Source organism: Pigmentiphaga sp. MLSB6-MA01 (genome assembly GCF_058793475.1).
The window spans coordinates 191,234-210,735 of sequence record NZ_JBXAFV010000006.1; the positions used below are offsets into that span (position 1 = coordinate 191,234).

18 protein-coding genes are annotated in these 19,502 nt (G+C 67.9%); 12 read left to right on the top strand and 6 right to left on the bottom strand.

What is annotated here, in order from left to right; translation table 11 throughout:
• The first annotated feature begins 42 nt into the window (after positions 1-42).
• Together AC1Q6E_RS12490 and ugpQ are read left to right on the top strand one after the other, a co-directional pair.
• Positions 43-1,503: an extracellular solute-binding protein gene (locus tag AC1Q6E_RS12490; RefSeq protein WP_296560284.1), complete on the top strand. Its 1,461-nt coding sequence runs from the start codon at positions 43-45 to the stop codon at positions 1,501-1,503.
• Positions 1,500-2,276 carry a glycerophosphodiester phosphodiesterase gene (gene ugpQ / locus AC1Q6E_RS12495; protein WP_152796389.1) on the top strand — a complete coding sequence of 259 codons (777 nt, stop codon included), beginning with the start codon at positions 1,500-1,502 and terminating at the stop codon, positions 2,274-2,276. Before AC1Q6E_RS12490 ends, ugpQ begins: the two co-directional genes overlap by 4 nt.
• A 5-nt stretch (positions 2,277-2,281) precedes the next feature.
• Here the strand turns inward: ugpQ and AC1Q6E_RS12500 are convergent, their stop codons facing one another.
• Positions 2,282-3,025, bottom strand: coding sequence for a metallophosphoesterase (locus AC1Q6E_RS12500; RefSeq protein ID WP_296560285.1), 744 nt, complete (start codon positions 3,023-3,025; stop codon positions 2,282-2,284).
• A 59-nt stretch (positions 3,026-3,084) separates the two neighbouring features.
• The gene (locus tag AC1Q6E_RS12505) at positions 3,085-4,011 is read right to left on the bottom strand and encodes a CysB family HTH-type transcriptional regulator (protein WP_296560286.1); all 927 of its coding nucleotides are present in this window, start codon (positions 4,009-4,011) and stop codon (positions 3,085-3,087) included.
• Positions 4,012-4,186: 175 nt separating this feature from the next.
• On the opposite strand from AC1Q6E_RS12505, the gene AC1Q6E_RS12510 reads away from it, so the two are divergent.
• The 7 genes from AC1Q6E_RS12510 (at position 4,187) to AC1Q6E_RS12540 (ending at position 11,590) form a co-directional block, all read left to right on the top strand.
• A complete protein-coding gene (locus AC1Q6E_RS12510) occupies positions 4,187-5,179 on the top strand; it encodes a Bug family tripartite tricarboxylate transporter substrate binding protein (protein WP_152796383.1) in 993 nt (330 codons plus the stop codon).
• Positions 5,180-5,251: 72 nt separating this feature from the next.
• Positions 5,252-6,763: an FAD-dependent tricarballylate dehydrogenase TcuA gene (gene tcuA, locus AC1Q6E_RS12515; protein ID WP_152796382.1), complete on the top strand. Its 1,512-nt coding sequence runs from the start codon at positions 5,252-5,254 to the stop codon at positions 6,761-6,763.
• Positions 6,757-7,656 (top strand): isocitrate lyase/PEP mutase family protein, encoded by a 900-nt coding sequence (locus AC1Q6E_RS12520; protein ID WP_492572839.1) that lies wholly within the window; start codon positions 6,757-6,759, stop codon positions 7,654-7,656. Before tcuA ends, AC1Q6E_RS12520 begins: the two co-directional genes overlap by 7 nt.
• A gap of 11 nt (positions 7,657-7,667) precedes the next feature.
• Complete coding sequence (locus tag AC1Q6E_RS12525) at positions 7,668-8,933, top strand: 3-isopropylmalate dehydratase large subunit (RefSeq protein ID WP_492572840.1); 1,266 nt, start codon at positions 7,668-7,670, stop codon at positions 8,931-8,933.
• Between the two features lie 12 nt (positions 8,934-8,945).
• Positions 8,946-9,455, top strand: coding sequence for a LeuD/DmdB family oxidoreductase small subunit (locus tag AC1Q6E_RS12530; RefSeq protein ID WP_492572841.1), 510 nt, complete (start codon positions 8,946-8,948; stop codon positions 9,453-9,455).
• The gene (locus AC1Q6E_RS12535; RefSeq protein WP_492572842.1) at positions 9,452-10,435 is read left to right on the top strand and encodes a tripartite tricarboxylate transporter substrate binding protein; all 984 of its coding nucleotides are present in this window, start codon (positions 9,452-9,454) and stop codon (positions 10,433-10,435) included. Before AC1Q6E_RS12530 ends, AC1Q6E_RS12535 begins: the two co-directional genes overlap by 4 nt.
• Positions 10,436-10,465: 30 nt before the next feature.
• The gene (locus tag AC1Q6E_RS12540) at positions 10,466-11,590 is read left to right on the top strand and encodes a 2-methylaconitate cis-trans isomerase PrpF family protein (protein ID WP_492572843.1); all 1,125 of its coding nucleotides are present in this window, start codon (positions 10,466-10,468) and stop codon (positions 11,588-11,590) included.
• 10 nt (positions 11,591-11,600) lie between these two features.
• Here AC1Q6E_RS12540 and AC1Q6E_RS12545 read toward each other — a convergent pair whose 3' ends face one another.
• The 4 genes from AC1Q6E_RS12545 to AC1Q6E_RS12560 are packed head-to-tail and all read right to left on the bottom strand — an operon-like array spanning position 11,601 to position 15,596.
• Entirely contained in the window at positions 11,601-12,476 is an 876-nt protein-coding gene (locus AC1Q6E_RS12545; protein ID WP_296560295.1) for an NAD(P)-dependent oxidoreductase, read from the bottom strand.
• Positions 12,473-12,850 (bottom strand): 4-carboxymuconolactone decarboxylase, encoded by a 378-nt coding sequence (gene pcaC, locus AC1Q6E_RS12550; protein ID WP_152796372.1) that lies wholly within the window; start codon positions 12,848-12,850, stop codon positions 12,473-12,475. Before pcaC ends, AC1Q6E_RS12545 begins: the two co-directional genes overlap by 4 nt.
• Before the next feature lie 37 nt (positions 12,851-12,887).
• A complete protein-coding gene (locus AC1Q6E_RS12555; RefSeq protein ID WP_152796370.1) occupies positions 12,888-14,057 on the bottom strand; it encodes a mandelate racemase/muconate lactonizing enzyme family protein in 1,170 nt (389 codons plus the stop codon).
• Between the two features lie 60 nt (positions 14,058-14,117).
• Positions 14,118-15,596 carry an aldehyde dehydrogenase gene (locus AC1Q6E_RS12560; protein ID WP_152796368.1) on the bottom strand — a complete coding sequence of 493 codons (1,479 nt, stop codon included), beginning with the start codon at positions 15,594-15,596 and terminating at the stop codon, positions 14,118-14,120.
• A gap of 265 nt (positions 15,597-15,861) precedes the next feature.
• Here AC1Q6E_RS12560 and AC1Q6E_RS12565 point away from each other — a divergent pair, with 265 nt between their 5' ends.
• The 3 genes from AC1Q6E_RS12565 (at position 15,862) to AC1Q6E_RS12575 (ending at position 19,447) form a co-directional block, all read left to right on the top strand.
• Positions 15,862-17,490, top strand: a complete 1,629-nt coding sequence (locus AC1Q6E_RS12565; RefSeq protein WP_492572844.1) for a GMC family oxidoreductase — start codon at positions 15,862-15,864, stop codon at positions 17,488-17,490.
• Between the two features lie 62 nt (positions 17,491-17,552).
• Positions 17,553-18,524 (top strand): Bug family tripartite tricarboxylate transporter substrate binding protein, encoded by a 972-nt coding sequence (locus tag AC1Q6E_RS12570; protein ID WP_296560301.1) that lies wholly within the window; start codon positions 17,553-17,555, stop codon positions 18,522-18,524.
• Complete coding sequence (locus tag AC1Q6E_RS12575) at positions 18,521-19,447, top strand: alpha/beta hydrolase (protein ID WP_492572845.1); 927 nt, start codon at positions 18,521-18,523, stop codon at positions 19,445-19,447. Before AC1Q6E_RS12570 ends, AC1Q6E_RS12575 begins: the two co-directional genes overlap by 4 nt.
• Positions 19,448-19,502 lie beyond the last annotated feature (55 nt).

The window sequence follows — 19,502 nt, forward strand, 5'->3', positions numbered from 1 at the left end:
GTGTGCCTCTTGAGCTTGACCATGTTTTCGGAGAACGGATCGATGCAGCCGACTAAGCGCTGGTTGAATTGGGGTGTGTCGGTGCTCGCGGCCGGTTTCCTGGCCGTGGGCGGCCTGGGTACGGCGGCGGCGCAGGCCGCCAAGAAGGGCAACGCCAAGCCGGTGGCGAAGGCCGCGCCGGCCAAGAAGCCCGCGGCGGGCGCGGCCAAGGCCGCTGGCGCGGCGGGTGCGGCGGGCGCCGCCGGTGCCGCCGCCGTGATGGCCGCGCCTTCCGGTCCGATCGAATTGCAGGTGTGGCATACGCTGAACCCGCAGCAGGCGGCGGAGTTCGATTCGCTGGTGCAACGCTTCAACGAGCAGCAGCATGGCTTCACGGTCAAGGTCACGGCCAAGCCCTCGGTCGAGGCGCTGATCGAGGACGGCACCGCCGCCGTGCGCGCGCGCCGTGCCCCGCACCTGGTCGAACTGCCCGACAACCGTTCGCCCGAATTCATCGCGCGGCAGGGGGCCATCCTGCCCATGTATGAACTGCTGGCCAAGTATCCGATCAAGGACCTGCGCTGGTTCCTGCCGCAGACCACCGCCGGCATGAGCGATGCGAAGGGCCGCCTGCTGGCGCTGCCCTGGATGGCCGACATTCCCATCTATCTGTACAACCGCGACCTGTACCGGCGCGCCGGCCTGGATCCCGATACCCCGCCGCGCACCTGGCGCGATATGCAGGCGCACCTGATCGCCCTGCTGCAGAACGGCGTCAATTGTCCCTACGCCACCAGCTGGCAGACCTGGGTGCACGTGGAAAACCTCTCGGCCATGCACAACTCGGCCTACGCCACGCGCAACAACGGCCTGGACGGTCCGAACGGCGCCCAACTGCTGGCCAATGACCTGTTGCACGTGCGCCACCTGGCATTGATGATGAGCTGGGTCCGCAGCCATCTGTTCCCGGTGCGCACCAACCAGGACCAGGGCGACGCCGCGTTCGCGTCCGGCGAATGCGCGGTGCTGACCAGCGGCAGCAGCGCGCTGGCCCAGGTGCAGAGCAAGGCCTCGTTCTCGTACGGCGTGGCGCCGCTGCCCTACTATGAGGAAGAGGCGGCGCGTCCCAGCACGCCGTTCGTGGGGGGGTCCGCGTTCTGGGCGCTGGGCGGCCATTCCACCGCCGAACAGAAGGCGCTGGCCACCTTCATCGCCTACCTGGCCACGCCGGTGGTGGCGGCCGAATGGCACCAGAAGACCGGCTTCCTGCCGCTGACCGAGGCGGCCTACCGCGCTTCCGAGGTGTCCTTCTACAAGAACATCCCGGGCGCGGAAAGCGTGGTGCGGGCGATGGCCAATCCGCCCGCCAAGTTCACGCGGGGCTTCCGCCTGAACAACTACGATCGCGTGACCGACATCATCAACAGCGAACTGAACGCCGTCTGGAACGGCGTGAAGCCGCCCAAGCAGGGGCTGGACGACGCCGTGGCGCGCTCGTCGTCGGTGATGAGCGCGAAGAAATGACCATCGGGGAAGGCGCCGCCTCCACCAGGACCTGGCCCTATCCCCGCGTGGTGGCCCATCGGGGCGGGGGCCGGCTGGCCCCCGAGAACACCCTGGCGGGCATGCAGGAAGCCCATGCCCGCCGTATCGGCGGCGTCGAGTTCGACGTCATGCTCGCCGCCGATGGCATTCCCATCCTCATGCACGATACCCAGCTCGGGCGCACCGTCCCCGGCGTGGGCGACGTGAGCGCATTCGAGTCCACGGACCTGGCGCGCATGGATGCCGGCGGCTGGTTCGATCCGCGCTTCCAGGGCGAGCCCGTGCCGCGCCTGGAGGACATCGTGCAATGGCTGCGCCGCCATGGCATGTGGATGAACATCGAGATCAAGCCCATGCCCGGCCACGACGTGGATACCGGGCAGGTCGTGGGGCAGATGGTCGAGGACCTGTACGCGGGCGTTGCCGATCCCGCCGGGTTGCCGCTGTTTTCGTCGTTTTCCGCCAAGGCCCTGGGCGCCGCCCGCGAGGCCGCCCCAGGCATTCCGCGCGGCCTGCTGGTGGAAGACGTACCGCCGGATTGGCAGGCGCGTCTCGAAGCCCTGGGCTGCGTATCCCTGCATTGCCAGCACGACCTGCTCGATGCGGAGACGGCTCGCCGCATCAAGGCCGCCGGTTACGGCCTCATGTGCTACACGGTCAACGATCCGGCGCGGGCGCGCGAACTCTTCTCATGGGGCGTGGATGCCCTGTGCACCGATCGCTACGACCTGATCGGCGCCGATTTCCGCTGAAGCGGTCAGATCTCCACCACGAGTTCCGGATCGAATGCCTCGTTCTCGCCCGGGTAGCCGCCCGGGTTCGCCACCACGCGCGCCTTGCCGATGCGATAGTCGAAACAGGTGTGCGTATGGCCGTGTATCCAGAGATCGGCCTTGGCCGCCAGGTCGTCCAGGTTGGACGAGAAGGCCGGCGACAATTGATTGCCCTTGTACTGCCGCGGCACCGAACGTTCGCTGGGCGCATGGTGGGTGACGACTACCGTGCGGCCGGAATAGGGAGTGTCGAGCTGTTCATCCAGCCATGCGCGCGCGGCCTGGTGCAGGGCGATGCAGGCGGTCGGCGTGAATTTTCCCTGGTCGGTGTCGATGCAGCTGAAGTCGGGCATCACCCGCACGGCCATGGCCTGCGCCAATTCATCGCCGGGCGATCCATACAGCGCGAAATCGGCCCATAGCGTGGCGCCCAGGAAACGCACGCCGTCCAGCACCACCGACTCGTTCTGCAGCAGATGCACGCCATGCCGGCGGGCGGTCTCGCGCATCTTGCGGTCCAGCCTGCCCATGTGGGAGGAATAGAACTCGTGGTTGCCCGGCACGTAGACGACCGGCGTCCCGCCGAAGTGCCGGCCGGCCCATTCGATGCCGAGGTCGTGCGTATGGATGTCGCCGGCCAGGACGACCAGGTCGGCGTCGACCTCGGGCAGCGGGCGGTTGCCGTTGAAGTGTTCGTGGTGGAGATCGGAGAGGATACGGATGCGCATGGTCGTCGGGGTCCGAGGCGATGGCATGGATCGGTCAGCGTATCACGGGGCAACGGGTCCTAGCGGGCATCCTGCAGCGCGGCCCGGACCGCGTCGCGCGTCAGGTGCGGCGCGAACATCTTGATGAAGTCGAAGGTGTGGTTGCGCAGGTAGGCGTTGATGCGCACGGAAATCGACGTCATGCTGGCCTCGAAGAGATGGCTGGCGTCGATGGCGCGCAGCCCCTTGTCCTTCTGCCTGTCGATGGAAACCGAGGTCATGACCGCGATGCCCAGTCCAAGCTCGACATAGGTCTTGCTGACGTCGGCATCCACCGCGCCGAAGATGATGTTGGGGCTGATGCCGGCGCGCTTGAAGGCGTCGATCACCTTCCATCGTCCGCTGAACGCGGGGTCGTGCGTGATGATCGGATAGGCCGCCACATCCCGCAGGGTGGGCTTGCGGATCTTGAGCAGCGGATGGCCCGCCTTGGTGATGATGGAGCGTTCCAGCTCGAAGCAATCCATCCGGGCCAGCGTCGGGAAGGCCCGCGTCGTTTCGGTTCCCACGGCCAGATCGGCCACGCCCGCTTCCACCATCTCGCAGATCTGGGTCGGGTTGCCCTGGCGCAGGTGCAACTGCACCTTGGGATGCTGGCGGATGAAGCGCTCGATGACCTGCGGCAGGACGTAGCGGGCCTGCGTGTGCGTGGTGGCGATGGTCAGGCTCCCGCCTTCGCGCGAGGACAGTTCTTCCCCCAGCCGTTTCAGGCTGTCGATGTCGTTGAGCACGCGCTGGGCGATGGTCACGACTTCTTCACCGGGCTCGGTCAGGCCCACGATGCGGTTGCGCTTGCGGGCGAAGACCTCGAATCCGAGTTCCTCTTCCAGTTGCTGGAGGTGCTTGCTGATGCCGGGCTGCGAGGTATGCAAGGTTTCGGCGGCATTGGAGATGTGATTGCCGTGCCGGAAGACCTCGAGCACGTAGCGCAACTGTTGAAGTTTCATGTCGTCTCCAGCATGCTATTTTTGCATAGCAAGATAACACAATATTCTGGCAGCCTATTACCCCCCTTGATACAGTGCCCTCATCGCGCGGCATTGCAGCCGTAGCGAGCAAACCGGCGCATGCCGGCACGACAACTCCCGCGCACAAGACGGGATCGCCAAGGAGGAATGGGTCATGTATCGCCTTGATCGCAGGTCCCGGCGTGGGTGTGTCGCCGTCTGGGCCTGTCTTGCCATCTCAGGACCGGCGCTGGCCGGAGCACAGCAGGAATCGGACTACCCTACGCGGACCATCCGCCTGATATCGGGATTCGCGCCCGGCGGCGCGACCGACGTGGTGGCGCGGGTGATCGCGCAGAACCTGACCGAGGCATTCGGCCAGACCGTGGTGGTGGAGAACCGCCCGGGAGCTTCCGGCAACATCGGCGCGGACTCCGTCGCGCGTTCCGCGCCCGACGGCTACACGCTCTACCTGGCGAATGCAACGATCGCCATGCCGTCGATGTTCCCGCGGCTGCCGTTCAACGCCGGCCGTGACTTCGCCCCGGTTTCTCTGGTCGGCTACGGGCCGTCCGTGCTCGTGGTGAATCCCAAGTTTCCGGTGCGGTCCGTGCCGCAACTGATCGATTACCTGTCGCATCGGCCGGGAAAAGTCGACTACGCGTCCGGCGGCGTGGGCAACATCACGCACATGTCGATGGAATTGTTCGAGTCGATGGCCGGCGTCGAGATGGTGCATGTGCCGTACAAGGGCGGCGCGCCGTCCACCAATGCCGTCATGGCGGGCGAGGTGCCGGTCGCCTTCAGTTCCATTACCGCCGTGCTCAGCCACATCCGCCAGGGGTCCCTGGTGCCGCTGGCGATCTCGTCGAGCGAGCGCAGCCCGGCGCTGCCCGAGGTGCCGACGCTGGCCGAAGCCGGCGTGCCGGGCTACGAGGCGACGTCGTGGTACGGCATCCTCGTGCCGGCGGCCACTCCGGCGCCGGTGGTGGAGAAACTGGCCCAGGCCATCCGCAAGAGCCTGCAGCGCAAGGATTTCCAGGACAAGCTGCTGGCCCAGGGCGTGCAGCCGGCCACCGGCGGCGCCGCCGAGTTCAAGTCCTACATGACGACCGAACTCAACAAATGGGCCGACATCATCGCCAAGGCCAAGATCACCGCCGAATAGGCGTGGGGCCGCGCGGACGCGAGAGGCCGCGTCCGGCGGGACAGTGCTTCCATCAGACTGGGGAATCCATTCATGAGTCTTGAATCAACGATCCACGATGTGCTGGTCGTCGGCGGGGGCAACGCCGCGTTGTGCGCGGCGTTGTCCGCGGCCGAGCAGGGGGCGAGCGTCGTGCTGCTCGAGCGCGCGCCCTTCGAGGAACGGGGCGGCAACAGCGCCTACACCGACGGCAAGGTCCGGTTCGCGTATGCCGGGCAGGAAGACATCGTGGCGTTGTCCGCGGATCTGACCGAGGAGGAAATCGCGACGACCGATTTCGGCCAGTACACCGAAAGCGATTTTTTCGACGACATGGCGCGTATCACGCAGCACCGCACCGACCCGGACCTGTGCGAGATCCTCGTGCGCAACAGTAATTCGACCATGCACTGGATGAAGGGCAACGGCGTGAAGTTCATGCCGAACTACGGGCGCCAGGCCTACAAGGAGGACGGACGCTTCACGTTCTGGGGCGGCGCTCCCCTGGCCACCTATGGCGGCGGTCCGGGCCTGGTCGAGGCGCTGTACGCCGCCGTCGAGAAAAAAGGCGTGCGGATCGTCTACGAGGCGTGGGTGAAAGACCTGCTCCATGACGTGGACGGTGTCTCGGGCGTGATCGCGCGCATCGACGGCAAGGAACTGAAGATCCGCGCCCGCGCCACGGTCCTGGCCTGCGGCGGGTTCGAGGCCAATACCGAATGGCGCACACGCTACCTGGGCAAGGGCTGGGACCTGGCCAAGGTCCGCGGCACCAAATACAACACCGGCGATGGCCTGGCCATGGCGCTGCGCATCGGCGCGCAGCCCTATGGCCATTGGTCGGGCTGCCATGCGGTGGGCTGGGAGCGCTACGCGACGGATTTCGGCGACCTGAACGTCACGCCGCATTTCCAGCGCCACAGCTATACCTTCAGCATCATGGTGAACGGGCAGGGCAAGCGTTTCCTGGACGAGGGCGCCGATATCCGCAACTTCACCTACGCCAAGTACGGGCACCTGATCCTCGAGCAGCCGGGGCAGTTCGCCTGGCAGATCTACGATGCCCAGGTCCAGCATCTGCTGCTGGACGAATACCGGACCCGCCACGTGACCAAGGTGAAGGCGGACACGCTGGAAGAACTGGTACAGAAGCTCGATGACGTCGACCCCGAACAATGCCTGCGCACCATCCGGGAGTTCAACGCAGCGGTCAACCGCGACGTGCCGTTCAATCCCAATATCAAGGATGGCAAGGGAACGACGGGGCTGGATGTCCCCAAGTCCAACTGGGCGCTACCGCTCGACAAGCCGCCTTTCCAGGCGTTCGCCATCACCTGCGGCGTGACCTTCACGTTCGGCGGACTGAAGATCAACACCGATGGGCAGGTCGTCGACACCGGCCACGATGCCATCCCGGGCCTGTATGCCGCGGGGGAAATGGTCGGCGGCATCTTCTATTTCAACTATCCCGGCGCGAGCGGGTTGACCAGCGGTGCCGTCTTCGGCCGCCTGGCGGGCAAGAGCGCCGGGCAGTTCGCCACGTCCCAACGGGAGCTGCAATGCTGAATACACCGAGTCCGGGCGCGCGCCTGAAGGCGTTGATCCATGCTCCCCAGATTCTCGTGATGCATGCCGTCTACGACGGCTTCACGGTCAAGCTGGTCGAGAAGTTCGGCTACCAGGCAGGCTTCGTGTCGGGCGCTGCGCTCAGCGAAGCCAACCTGGGCAAACCCGATGTGGGACTGATGGGCATGGAGGAAAACCTGACCGCCTGCCGGCGGCTGGCCAGCGCCTGCAACCTGGCGCTGCTGGCCGACGGCGACACGGGCTACGGCAACGCCGTGAACGTGTATCACATGATCCAGAAATTCGAGCAGGCCGGCGTGGGCGGCATCATGATCGAGGACCAGTCCTGGCCCAAGCGCTGCGGGCACATGCAGGGCAAGAGCGTCGTGTCGGCCGAGGAGATGGCCGAGAAAGTCCACGCGGCGATCGAGGCCCGGCGCGATCCGGATTTCGTGATCAAGGCGCGCACCGACGCCTTCGGCACGCATGGCCTGGACGAGGCGATCCGGCGCCTGAACCTGTATGCGGAGGCCGGCGCCGATCTGCTGCTGGCCGACGCGCTGGCCACCGAGGACGATATCCGCGCCGTCGTGCGCAATGTCTCCAGGCCCTTGTGCGTGAACATGGGGTTCGCCATCCGCAAGCGCTCGACGACCGCGCTGATCTCCGCTCGCAGGTTGCAGGACATGGGCGTGGCCGCGGTCATGTTCGGGCGGATGCTGAGCGCGTCCGCCATCATGGGCCTCACCAATTCGCTCGCGGCCCTGGGCGCGCAACTGGACGACGAAGAGGTGACCGAGCGGCCCGACCTGCTGGTGTCGTTCGAGGAACTCAACGCGCTGATGGGCCTGCAAGAGATCAACCAGCTCGAGCAGCAGTTCGTGCGCAAATAAGGAGTACCTGGGTGGGACAGACCATCGCGGAAAAGATCCTGGAAGCCCACCGCATCGGCGGCGACCAGCATGTGGGGCCCGGCAGCGTGGTGCGGGCGAAGGTGGACTTCGTGCTGTTGAACGATGCCAACGGACCGGTGGCTTTCCGCCATTTCGCCAACATGGGCGGAGGCAAGGTCGCGGTGCCGGAGAAGATCGGACTGGTGTGCGACCATTTCGCGCCCGCGCCCAGCGCGGCCGGCGCCCGGATGCTGGGAGACATGCGCCGCTTCGCCCGGGACAAGGGCATCGAGCTGTTCTTCGACGTGGGCAAGGGGGGCATCGAGCACACGCTCATTCCCGAGCAGGGATACATCGGACCCGGCAACCTGGTGGCGGGCGGCGATTCCCATACCGGCACGGCCGGCGCGTTCAATGCCTTCGGGACCGGCATGAGCTGGGCCGGCATGGCGGCCATCATGATGCTGGACGAAACCTGGTTCCGGGTGCCGGAGTCGATGCGCTTCCACTTGCACGGTACCAAGGCCCCCTACGTCACCGGCAAGGATGTCATCCTGCAGATCCTGCAGGATATCGGCGTCGACGGCGCGCTGTACCGGTCCATGGAGTTCGGCGGTCCGGGCATCGCGCAATTCAACATCGACGAGCGCATGGGCATCTGCAACATGGTGGTGGAGGCGGGCGCCAAGACGGGCATCGTCGAGGCCGACGACATCACGCGCGCCTGGGCCGAGCAGACCTGCAAACGCGCATGGAGCCTGGTCAACGCCGACGCGGACGCGCAATACGCGTCGCGGCACGAGCTGGATCTCTCGCGGATGCGGCCCATGGTCGCCAAGCCCTACTCGCCCGAGAACGTGGTCTCCGTGGACCAGTTGTCCGGCATCCACGTCGACCAGGTCTACATGGGCAACTGCGCCAATGGCACGCTCAGCGACCTGCGGCAGATCGCCAGCGTCCTCAAGGGGCGCAAGATCGCGCATGGAACCCGCGCGATGATCGTGCCCGCCACGCAGAAGATCTACATGCAGGCCATGGCGGAGGGACTGATCGAGCAGTTCATCGAGGCCGGCGCCGCGGTCAGCACGCCGACCTGCGGCGCTTGTTTCGGCGGCCACAACGGCGCGCTCGACGACGGCGAAGTGGCCTTCGCCACCATCAACCGGAATTTCAAGGGGCGCGGCGGCCATGCGGGCGCCCAGGTCTACCTGGGGAATTCCTACGTCGCGGCGGCGACCGCGGTGGCCGGCGAGATCATCGACCCGGCCCGCCTTTGAAGGAGAGGTTCCATGATGTTATCGGGCAAGGTGCACAAGCTGGGGGACAGCATCGACACCGATGTGATGGTGCCGGGGCGCTACCTGTCGCTGCTGGATCCGGCGGATATCGCCAAGCACATCTTCGAGGAGGTCGATCCGGGTTTCGTCGGCCGGGTGCGGCCGGGCGACGTGATCGTGGCGGGCCGCAACTTCGGCGCCGGCTCCGGACGGGAGCAGGCGCCCTTCGGGCTCAAGGCGCTGGGTATCAGCTGCATCATCGCGGCCAGCTTCTCCCGCACTTTCTACCGCATGGCCATCGACCTGGGGCTGCCCATCCTGATCAGTCCCGAGGTGGCGGCGGCCGCGCGGGATGGCCAGACGATCGAGGTCGATACCCGCAGCGGCACCGTGCGCCTGGACGACGCGGGCTACCAGGCGGAACCCCTGCCTGCCTTCATCCAGGAGATCATCGACCTGGGCGGCGTGACGGGCTGGGTCAAGCGGGAAGTGGCGCAACGCCGGGCGGCGGGGGCGGCGTGAGAACGCCGCGCGCGAAGCCGCGCCTGTTGCCGGCCGCCCTGCTGGCCGTGGCGGGCGTCGCATCGGCCGCCGTGGCCGGACAGGACTTTCCTTCGCAGCCGGTGCGTATCGTCGTGGTCTACCCGCCGGGCGGCGGCATCGATCTGGTGGCGCGCCATCTGGCCCGCCGGCTGGGCGAGGAGTGGGGCGTGCCCGTCGTGGTCGAGAACCGGCCGGGCGCGGGCACGACGCTGGGCACCCGGGCCGTCGCCAGGGCGGCGCCGGATGGCTACACCCTGCTGATGACCGATGTCAGCCTGGCGATCGCGCCCAGCCTCTACCGGTCGTTGCCCTACGATACCCGGCGCGACCTGGCGCCGGTCAGCCTGGTCAATCTGGTGGCCGACGTCCTGGTGGTCAATCCGGAGGTGCCGGCGACGTCCGTCCGCGAGCTGATCGATCTGGCACGGCGGCAGCCGCGCGGGCTGACCTATGCCTCGGCGGGCAACGGCACGCTCAACCACCTGGCGCCCGAACTGCTCAAGTCCATGACCGGCGTGGACATGGTCCACGTCCCGTACAAGGGGGCGCTGGCCGCGCTCAACGATGTCGTCGCGGGCCGGGGGCAGGTCTACATCGGCGCGCTCGCCTCGGCGGTTCCCCAGGTCAAGGCCGGCCGGCTGCGGGCGCTGGCGGTGACCGGCGCGCGTCGGTCCGCGGTCCTGCCCGACCTGCCCACCATGGCCGAGGCGGGCGTGCCCGGGTACGACGTCAATGCCTGGTACGGGCTGCTGGCGCCCGGCGGAACGCCGGCCGGCGTGGTCGAGCGCATCCAGCGCGACGTGGCGCGGATCGGCCGCGAGCCGGCGTTCGAGCGCATGCTGGCGGTCGATGGCAGCGAACCCGTGCTGGGCACGCCGGCCGAGTTCTCGGCCTTCCTCGACCGGGAAATCGAAAAATGGCGCCGCGCCGTGCTGGATGCCGGCGCGGTGGTCGATTGACGCGCCGGCACCCGAACCAGGAGTCTGTCCGTGAAGCAATACCGCTTACCCGCCGTGTTCATGCGTGGCGGCACCAGCAAGGGCCTGATGCTGCACAGGGGCGACCTGCCCGCGGACCAGGCCGCCTGGGCACCGCTGTTCCTGGCGGCGATGGGGTCGCCCGATCCCTACGGCCGCCAGCTCGACGGCATGGGGGGAGGGCTCTCCTCCCTGTCCAAGGTTTGTGTCATCGGGCCGTCCTCGCGCCCCGACGCGGACGTGGACTACACGTTCGCGCAGGTCCAGATCAAGACGTCCCACGTGGATTTCCGGCCCAATTGCGGCAACATGTCCTCGGCCGTGGGACCGTTCGCCGTGGACGAGGACCTCATCCGCGTGTATGGCGACGAGGCGGTGGTGCGCATCCACAACACGAATACCGGCAAGATCATCGTGGCACGCTTCGGCATGGAAGATGGACTGGCGGCGGTGGAGGGCGACCTGGCCATTCCCGGTGTGGCGGGCACGGGGGCGCCGTTGCACCTGGACTTCCTGGATCCCGCCGGGGCCACGACCGGCCGCCTGTTGCCGACCGGCAGCGTGGCCGACGTGCTGGAGGTAGCGGGCTTCGGCCCGGTGCGCGCATCGATGGTGGATGCCAGCAATGCCTGCGTGTTCGTGCTGGCAGCCGACCTCGGCCTGCAAGGCGACGAGACGCCCGCGGCGATCGAGGCGGACACGCGGCTGATGGCACGCCTGCAGGCCATACGCGTGGCGGCGTCGGTACGTATGGGCGTCGCGGCCGACGAGACCTCGGCGGCCGCCAGCACGGCCGTGCCCTTCGTCGGTTTCGTGGCGCCGCCCGCCGGCGGTTCGGATGCCGATTTCCAGGCCCGCGTCCTGTCCAATGGGCAGCCGCATCGCGCGCTGCCCCTGGGCGTGTCCGTCTGCCTGGCCACGGCGGCCCGGCTGGAGGGCAGCGTGGTCCATGACGTGTGCCGCGCCGCGCCGGGAGTGGATCTCAGGATCGCCATGCCGTCGGGTGTCCTGCCGGTGACGGCGGCGGTGCAGCGCGACGCGGATGGCGCATGGCGCGTGGAACGGGGCGGTTTCTACCGGACGCAGCGCCGCCTGTTCGAGGGGACGCTGCTGCTCCGGCATCCGCTGCCGGCCTGAGACCGAGGCGTCAACCGCCTTCCTGCACGTAGCGGTAGATGGTGGTGTGGTCGCTGCGCGCCGGCAGGCTGGCCTCGGCATCGCGCCAGATGTCGACACAGCACGAGGCGAAGGCCGTGGGTGTGCGCATCTGCGCCATGAAGCCCAGCGCCGTCTCCAGGTCCTTGCGCATCAGCGCCAGCGCGAAGCCCGAGGCGTAGGTGCCCGACAGCATGAACTGCTCGACCTTCTGCTCGGTCGCGCTGTTCTTGCCGCTGGAAGCGTTGAACACCTGGTTGGCGACGTGGGGATCGATGCCGAAGCGCTGGGCGGCCGCCATCGCTTCGGACACGGCCAGCAGGCCCGAGGCGGAAATGTAGTTGTTCAGTGCCTTGATGGCATGGCCCGACCCGGCGCCGCCCACGTGGACCAGCGTGGTGCCGAGCGCCTCTAGCACGGGGCGGGCGCGGGCCACCGCGTCGTCCGGGCCGCCCATCATGATGGCGAGCTTGCCTTCCCTGGCGCGCTTCACGCCGCCCGAGACGGGCGCGTCGACGAAGGCCAGGCCCGCCTGCTCCAGGCGTTCGGCGTTGACATGCGTGCGCGTGGGATTGGACGAGCTCATGTCGATCACCAGCGTGCCGGCGGGCAGGGCCGCCGCCAGGCCCTGGTTCCACAGCACGTCATCGACGATGTCGCTGTTGGGCAGCATCAGGATGACGGCCTGCGTGGCGGCCATCGCCGCCAGGTCCCCGGCCGCGCGATAGCCTTCCTGGCCCGCCAGCGCCTGGGCCTGGGCGGGCAGGGCGTCCAGGCCCAGCACGGGATGGCCGGCGGCCAGCAGGTTGCCCGCCATGGGCAGCCCCATCTGGCCCAGGCCGATGATGCCGACGACGGACTTCTTCATAGTCCCATCTCCTTGAAGACTTCGCGCGCGCTGCGCACGCTTTCCAGGCCCGCAGGCACGCCGCAGTAGATGGCGGCCTGGATGAACACTTCGCCGATTTCTTCCTTGGTGACGCCGTTGTTCAGCGCGCCGCGCACGTGGGCCTTGAGTTCGTGCTGCCGGTTCAGCGCGGTCAGCATGGCCAGGTTCAGCATGCTGCGCGTGCGGCGGTCCAGGCCGGGGCGCGACCAGGTCTCCCCCCAGCAGTACTCGGTGACCAGCTCCTGCATGGGGCGCGCGAAGGCGTCGGCCTGCTTCAGCGAATGGTCCACGTAGGCGTCGCCCAGCACTTCGCGGCGGATCTTCAGGCCTGCCTGGTAGCGTTCTTCGTTCATGGTTTCTCCTTGGTCATGGCCTCGGCACGAGGCGGTTCTACTGGACGGTGGCATGCAAGAGGGTGTGGCGCCGCAGCGCCTCGTCGTCGATGGCGACGCCCAGGCCCGGGCCGGTCGGCACGTCCACGTGGCCGTCGCGGACGACGAAATCGGTTTCCGGAACCAGCGGATCCGGGGCGGTGGTGTTCAGGCCGAAGAGGAATTCCCCCGCGCCGAACATGCGGCTTCGCGGCGTGCTGGCATAGAAGTGCGCCGCCGCGGCCGCCTCCAGTTGGGACTGCACCGCCAGCCCGCCGCAATTGAGCTGGATGTTGGCGGCCTGTGCGACGGCGCCTATCCGGCGGGCGGCGGTCAGCCCGCCGACCTTGTAGAGCTTGATGCAGAACGCATCGACCGCGTGGGCATGGGCCAGGTCGTGCGCGTCCTGGAGCGTGAACAGGCTCTCGTCGGCCATGAGCGGGATGCCGCGCGCGGCCTGCCGGATGGCGGCCATGCCATGCAGGTCGCGGCGGGCCACGGGCTGCTCGATGTAGCCCAGGCCCAGCTCGCGCAGCGCGTCGACGGCACGCAAGGCGTCGGCCACGCTCCAGCCGGTGTTGGGATCGACGCCGATGACGACGTCATCACCCACCGCGCGCCGCACCCGCTCGAAATTGGCGACGTCCTGGCGCCAGCCCCGCCGGTCGGCCGCCTTCAGGCACAGGACGCCGATGCCGAATTCCGAGACGGCCCGCTGCGATTCCTCGACCATGACCGCGGGGTCGTCGGCCAGGCTGACCGACCATTCGAGCGGAATGCGCGGCTGGCAGGCGCCGCCCATCAGCAGGTGCGCGGGCACGGCCAGGGCCTTGCCCATGGCGTCGTACAGCGCGATGTCCAGCACGGCCCGGGCCGCCGGGTTGCCGGCCAGCCGCAGGTCGAACATCTCGTTGATGCCTTCGATGTCGAAGATGCTGCGGCCGATCAGCGCGGGTCCGTAGATCTCGGTGATGGCGGCCACCACGCTCTGGGTGGTGTCGGCGACGAAATGCCCGGGGCTGATGGGACGGATCTGCGCGCAGCCCGTCACGCCGTCGGCGTGGATGCGGACCAGCACCGGTTTGCCCAGGATCCGGTCCCTGGGGCCCGTGTCGTACGATCCGCTGGAGAAGATGCGCTTGACCCTCACGGGCAGTTCGGTCACGTAGACCTCGATGCGGTCGATCATGTTGTCTCCTGGAGAACCCCGGCGCTTCCGGCGCGGGGAAGGGCGATGGGGCGCGAGCCTTCAGGCCTTGACGGCGAACGGGTCGCGCGCCTCGGTCGAGAAATCGACCATGACGTTCTTGCTCACGGTGAACTCCAGCAGCCCCTGTTCGCCGCGTTCGCGTCCGTACCCGCTTTCCTTGACGCCGCCGAACGGCGCCTGCGGCGTGACCATGCGATAGGTGTTGACCCACACGACGCCGCTGCGCAGTTCGCGGGTCATCCGCATGGCGCGCGAGACGTCGCGGGTCCAGACCGCGGCGGCCAGGCCGAAGGCGGTGCCGTTGGCCAGTTCCAGGGCGTGGGCTTCATCGTCGAAGGGGATGACGGAAAGCACGGGCCCGAAGATCTCTTCCTGGGCCAGCCGCATGGCGTTGTCCACGTCGGCGAAGATGGTTGGCTGGACGAAGAAACCCCGCGCAAGATCCTGCCGTTCCGCCTTGCCGCCGCCGGTCACGAGCCGGGCCCCTTCGCGCCGGCCTTCGTCGATGCAGGCCAGGATGCGCCGGAACTGCGGCTCATTGGCGGCGGTGCCCATCTCCGTGGCCGGATCGCAGGGATCGCCCATGACGATACGCGCCGCGCGGCGGGCCAGCTCGTCGACCACCCGGTCATGCACGGCGCGATGCACCAGCAGGCGCGAGCCGGCTATGCAGGTCTGGCCAGCCGCGGCGAAGATGCCGGCCAGCGCGCCGACCGTGGCCTTTTCCAGGTCGGCGTCGTCGAAAATGATGTTGGGCGACTTGCCGCCCAGCTCCAGCGTGACGGGAACGAGATTGCGCCCGGCGGCCGCGGCGATCTCGCGGCCGGCGCGGCCGCTGCCGGTGAAGCTGATCTTGTCCAGTCCGGGACCCGAGACCAGGGCCCGTCCGATCTCGACATCCCCGGTCACCACGTTGACCACGCCGGGCGGAAAGCCGGCTTCCTCGACCAGTTGGCAGAACGCCAGGGTGGTGACCGAAGCGTGTTCCGACGGTTTGATCACCACGCAGTTGCCGGCCGCCAGGGCCGCCGGCAGCTTGTTGCCCAGCAGGGCGATGGGAGAGTTCCACGCGGTGATGATGCCGACCACCCCGTAGGGTTCGCGCACCACGTAGTCGAACACGTCGCGCTGATCCAGCGGAATCACCGCGCCCCAGATCTTGTCGGCGTAGCCGGCATAGAAGCGGAAGATACGCGCGACGTAATGCATCTGCGCGCGAGTCTCGCGTATGGCCTTGCCGTTGTCGGAGCTTTCCATGACGGACATCCGCCCGGCGTGCTGGTCGAGCAGGTCGCCCAGCCGGTGCAGCAGGCGTCCGCGTTCGGTGCCGGACACCTTGCGCCAGGTCGTCTCGTAGGCGTGCCGGGCGGCGGCGACCGCCGCGGCCACATCCTCGGGGGTGCCCTCGGCGACACGGGCCCAGACTTCCTGGTTGTAGGGGTTGATCGCGGGGAACGTCGCGCCTTGCGCGCCGCCGCGCCATCGACCATCGATATACAGCCGGTAGTCCTGGACCATGCTCGGTGTCTCCTCGGGGGCGGGGCGCGTGTCGTCCCCAGGGAAACTTACTCCTGGTCGGCATGACTGAAAAATAATATTTGGGCATTCCAGTATCAAGACGGGGAATGCTGGACTTGTCGTCCCACACCTGTTTCCAGGATACGAATAGGGAATGGAAGGATTCAAAAATATTATTTTCGGTAATGCTGCCCCTCCTGTACCTTGGGCCGCCAACAAGGTTCGCATCGACTCACCTGATCGCATGGCCGAAGAAAGGAGCGAGATGTTTGCAGAATCATTGCCGCCAGATGCCCGGTTCGACTACATCGTGTGCGGCGCGGGCAGCGCCGGCTGCATCGTGGCGGAACGCCTGTCCGCGGACCCGGGCCGCCAGGTACTCCTGCTGGAGGCGGGGGGGCGCGACAACAACATCAACATCAAGGTGCCCTTGATGGTGGTGAACCTGATCAACAATCCCGAGGTCACCTGGCCTTACGTGACGGAGCCGCAGCGGCATCTGAACGGCAAGCCGCAGCGCTGGACGCGGGGCCGCGTCATCGGGGGATCGGGGGCGATCAACGGCAACCTTTTCGCGCGGGGAGATCCCGCCGAGTACGACCACTGGCGGGACCTGGGGTGCGCGGGCTGGGGCTATGCCGACATGCTGCCGGTATTCATGCGCATGGAGGATTTTCCCGAGGGCGACCCGGCGGTACGCGGCAGGGGCGGTCCCATCCACTGTACCCGCCTGGACAAGTTCGATCCGCTGTCCGACGCATTCATCGAGGCCTGCCGCCAGGCCGGCCATCGAGAGCTTCCGGATTACAACGACGGCAGCTACGAAGGCGTGTTCTATCTCCAGTACTCCACCCGGCGGGGGCTGCGCAATAACTCGGCGGCCGGCTATCTGCGGCCTGCCCGCCGGCGTCCCAACCTGACCGTGCTGACGCGCGCCACCGCGGCTCGCGTGCTGTTCGAGGGGACGCGCGCGGTCGGCGTGGAGTACCTGGCCGCCGGAGCGCGCCGCCGTGTCCTGGCCCGGCGGGAAGTCGTGCTGAGCGCGGGGCCCCTGGCTTCGCCGCAACTGCTGGAACTGTCGGGCATCGGCAACCAGGACATCCTGCGCGAGCACGGCGTGCGGCCCATCCATCACCTGCCCGGCGTGGGCGAGAACCTGCGGGATCATCCGAACACCCGGCTGACGTTCGAGTGCTCCCGGCCCATCACCGTCAACGACGTCCTGCGCAGTCCGCTGCGCAAGATGCGCGAGGGACTGCGATTCATCCTCCGCCGCGAAGGCCTGCTGAGCATCTGCTCGGCCACGGCGCAGATGAACTACCGCAGCCGTCCCGACCTGAAACAGGCCGATCTCGTCCTGCGCCTGCAGCCACTGTCGGGGGGCGACCGCTATGCCCGGACGCCCACCACCGGCATGGACATGTTCTCCGGCTTCACGTTCGGGGTGACCACGCTCCAGCCCAAGTCCATCGGCACGCTGCATATCCAGTCTCCCGATCCCACGCGGCAGGCGAGCATGGACCCGTGCTACCTGTCGCACGAGGAGGACGCGCAACTGTTCCTGCGCGGCATGCGGATCTCCCGCGGCATCGCCGGCATGGACGCGCTCAAGCCCCTGGTCGTGCGCGAGACCCGCCCGGGGCCGGGCGTGGTCGATGACCAGGACATGCTGGCCTATGTCCGGGAGACCCTGCAGACGTCCTGGCACATGGTCGGGACTTGCAAGATGGGGGTGGATCCGATGTCCGTGGTCGATCCCCGGCTGCGCGTGCATGGGGTGCAGGGCCTGCGGGTGATCGACTCGTCCATCTGCCCGACCCTGCCTTCATCGGGCACCAACGTGCCGACCATGGCCATCGCCGAAAAGGGCGCCGAAATGCTGCTGGCCGACTGAGACCGGCGCCATCCACAACCATGAACCGGGACGGCAGGCGCCGGCCCGGCAGGAGACCGATCATGTTGAACCTCAAGGGGTGCGCGTTCGTGTTGTCGTTGGCGGTGGCGCCCGCCGGTGCGTGGGCGCAGGCCGCCTATCCGGGCAAGCCGGTCAAGGTCGTGGTGGGCTTCACCGCCGGCGGCCCGACCGACGTGGTGGCCCGTGTGATCTCGCAGCACCTGGGCGAGCGTCTGGGGCAGCCCTTCATCGTGGAGAACCGGGCGGGGGCCGCCGGATCGATCGGCGCGGCGGGGGTGGCGCGCGCCGCGCCGGATGGCTATACCCTGTACCTGGCGGTCCAGACCACGCATGCCGTCGCGCCCGCCCTGTACCCGGACGTCGGCTACGACCCGATCAAGGATTTCCGCGGCGTGGTGCGCATCGTCCACAATCCCTTGATGATGGTCGTCGACCCGGCGCTGCCGGTGCGCACGGTGGCCGACCTGGTGAACTACGCGAAGGCGCATCCCGGCAAGCTCAATTACGCGACGGGCGGCCTGGGGTCCTCGCCGCACATGTCCGTGGAACTGTTCAAGAAAGTCTCCGGCATCGACCTGACCCCCGTCCACTACAAGGGCGATTCGGCCGCCATCGTCGATCTGCTGGGCGGCCAGGTGCAGATGATGATGTCCAGCATCTCCGGGCTGCTTGCCAACGTGCAGAACGGCAAGCTGCGGCCCATCGCGGTGACCGGCAAGACGCGGTCCCCGGCCATGCCCGACCTGCCCACCATCGCCGAGTCGGGCTATCCCGATTTCGAGGTCATCACCTGGTTCGGCCTGGTCGCGCCGGCCAGGACGCCGGATGCCGTCGTCGCCCGTCTCAACCAGGAGGTGCTGCAGGTGCTCAAGCAGCCGGAGGTCAGGGAGAAGCTGACCGGCATGGGGTTCGAGGTGGTGCCGAATTCGGCCGAGGAGTTCTCGCGCTTCATGGCCGAGGAGAACGTCAAGTGGGGTTCGCTGGTACGCGAGCTGGGGCTCAAGGGCCAATGATGGGGACGCTGGCCGCGCTGCGGGCGCTGTACGACCGGATCGGCCCGGACTGGGCGCGGGATGGGGGCGCGGGCCGGAGGGAGATGCTGGAGGCGCTGGTTCCGGTGCTCGACGCGTCGGCGCGGTGCGATGGCGTCGTGCGCGAAGGCACCTGGTCCTATGGCGACGATGCCAGGCAGGTGCTGGACGTGTACCGGCGCCCGGGGGACGGTGCGCCGCCCGTGCTGATCTTCATGCACGGCGGCGGTTATGTGCGCGGGGACAAGGACATCACGCCCCGCGTCTACGCCAATGTCGCGCGGTGGTTCGCCGCGCGGGGCTATCTCGCGGTGAACATGGAGTATCGGCTGGCGCCTGCCGCGCCCTATCCGGCCGGGGCGGAGGATCTGGCCGCGGCGGTTGCATGGATCCGGCACGAGGCGCATCGGTTTCGCGCGGATCCCGGGCGCATCTTCCTGGTGGGCCACAGCGCGGGCGGCACCCACGTCGCCCACTTCGCGCTGGCCGCCGATTTCGCGGGAGATGCGCGCCGGCATGTGTTGGCGGCGGCCATCCTTTCCGGCCGGCTGCGTGCCGATGTCCTGCCGGCCAATCCCAATGCGGAGGGTGTGCGGGCGTACTTCGGCGACGAAGCGGACGAGCACGAGCGGCGGTCGCCCGTGAACATGGTCCATGCGGCCGGGATGCCGCTGTTCATCGCCGTGGCCGAACACGAGAATCCCCTGCTGGACTGCTATGGCGCGGAGTTCTTCATGCGCCTGCGGGCCTGCGGCAACCGCCGCAGCCAGTTCATGTCGATGCCGCGGCACAACCATCTTTCCATCGTCGCGCATTTCGGCTCGGGCGAGGACCTGCTCGGCGGCCTGCTGTGCGATTTTTTCGCGCGCCACGGCGGCCTGCCCGCGGCCGCCGGACATGGATGAAAACATCCCGCGATAAGTAGTTCACACGCTATCCGGGCGGGAGGGGACCCGGCAC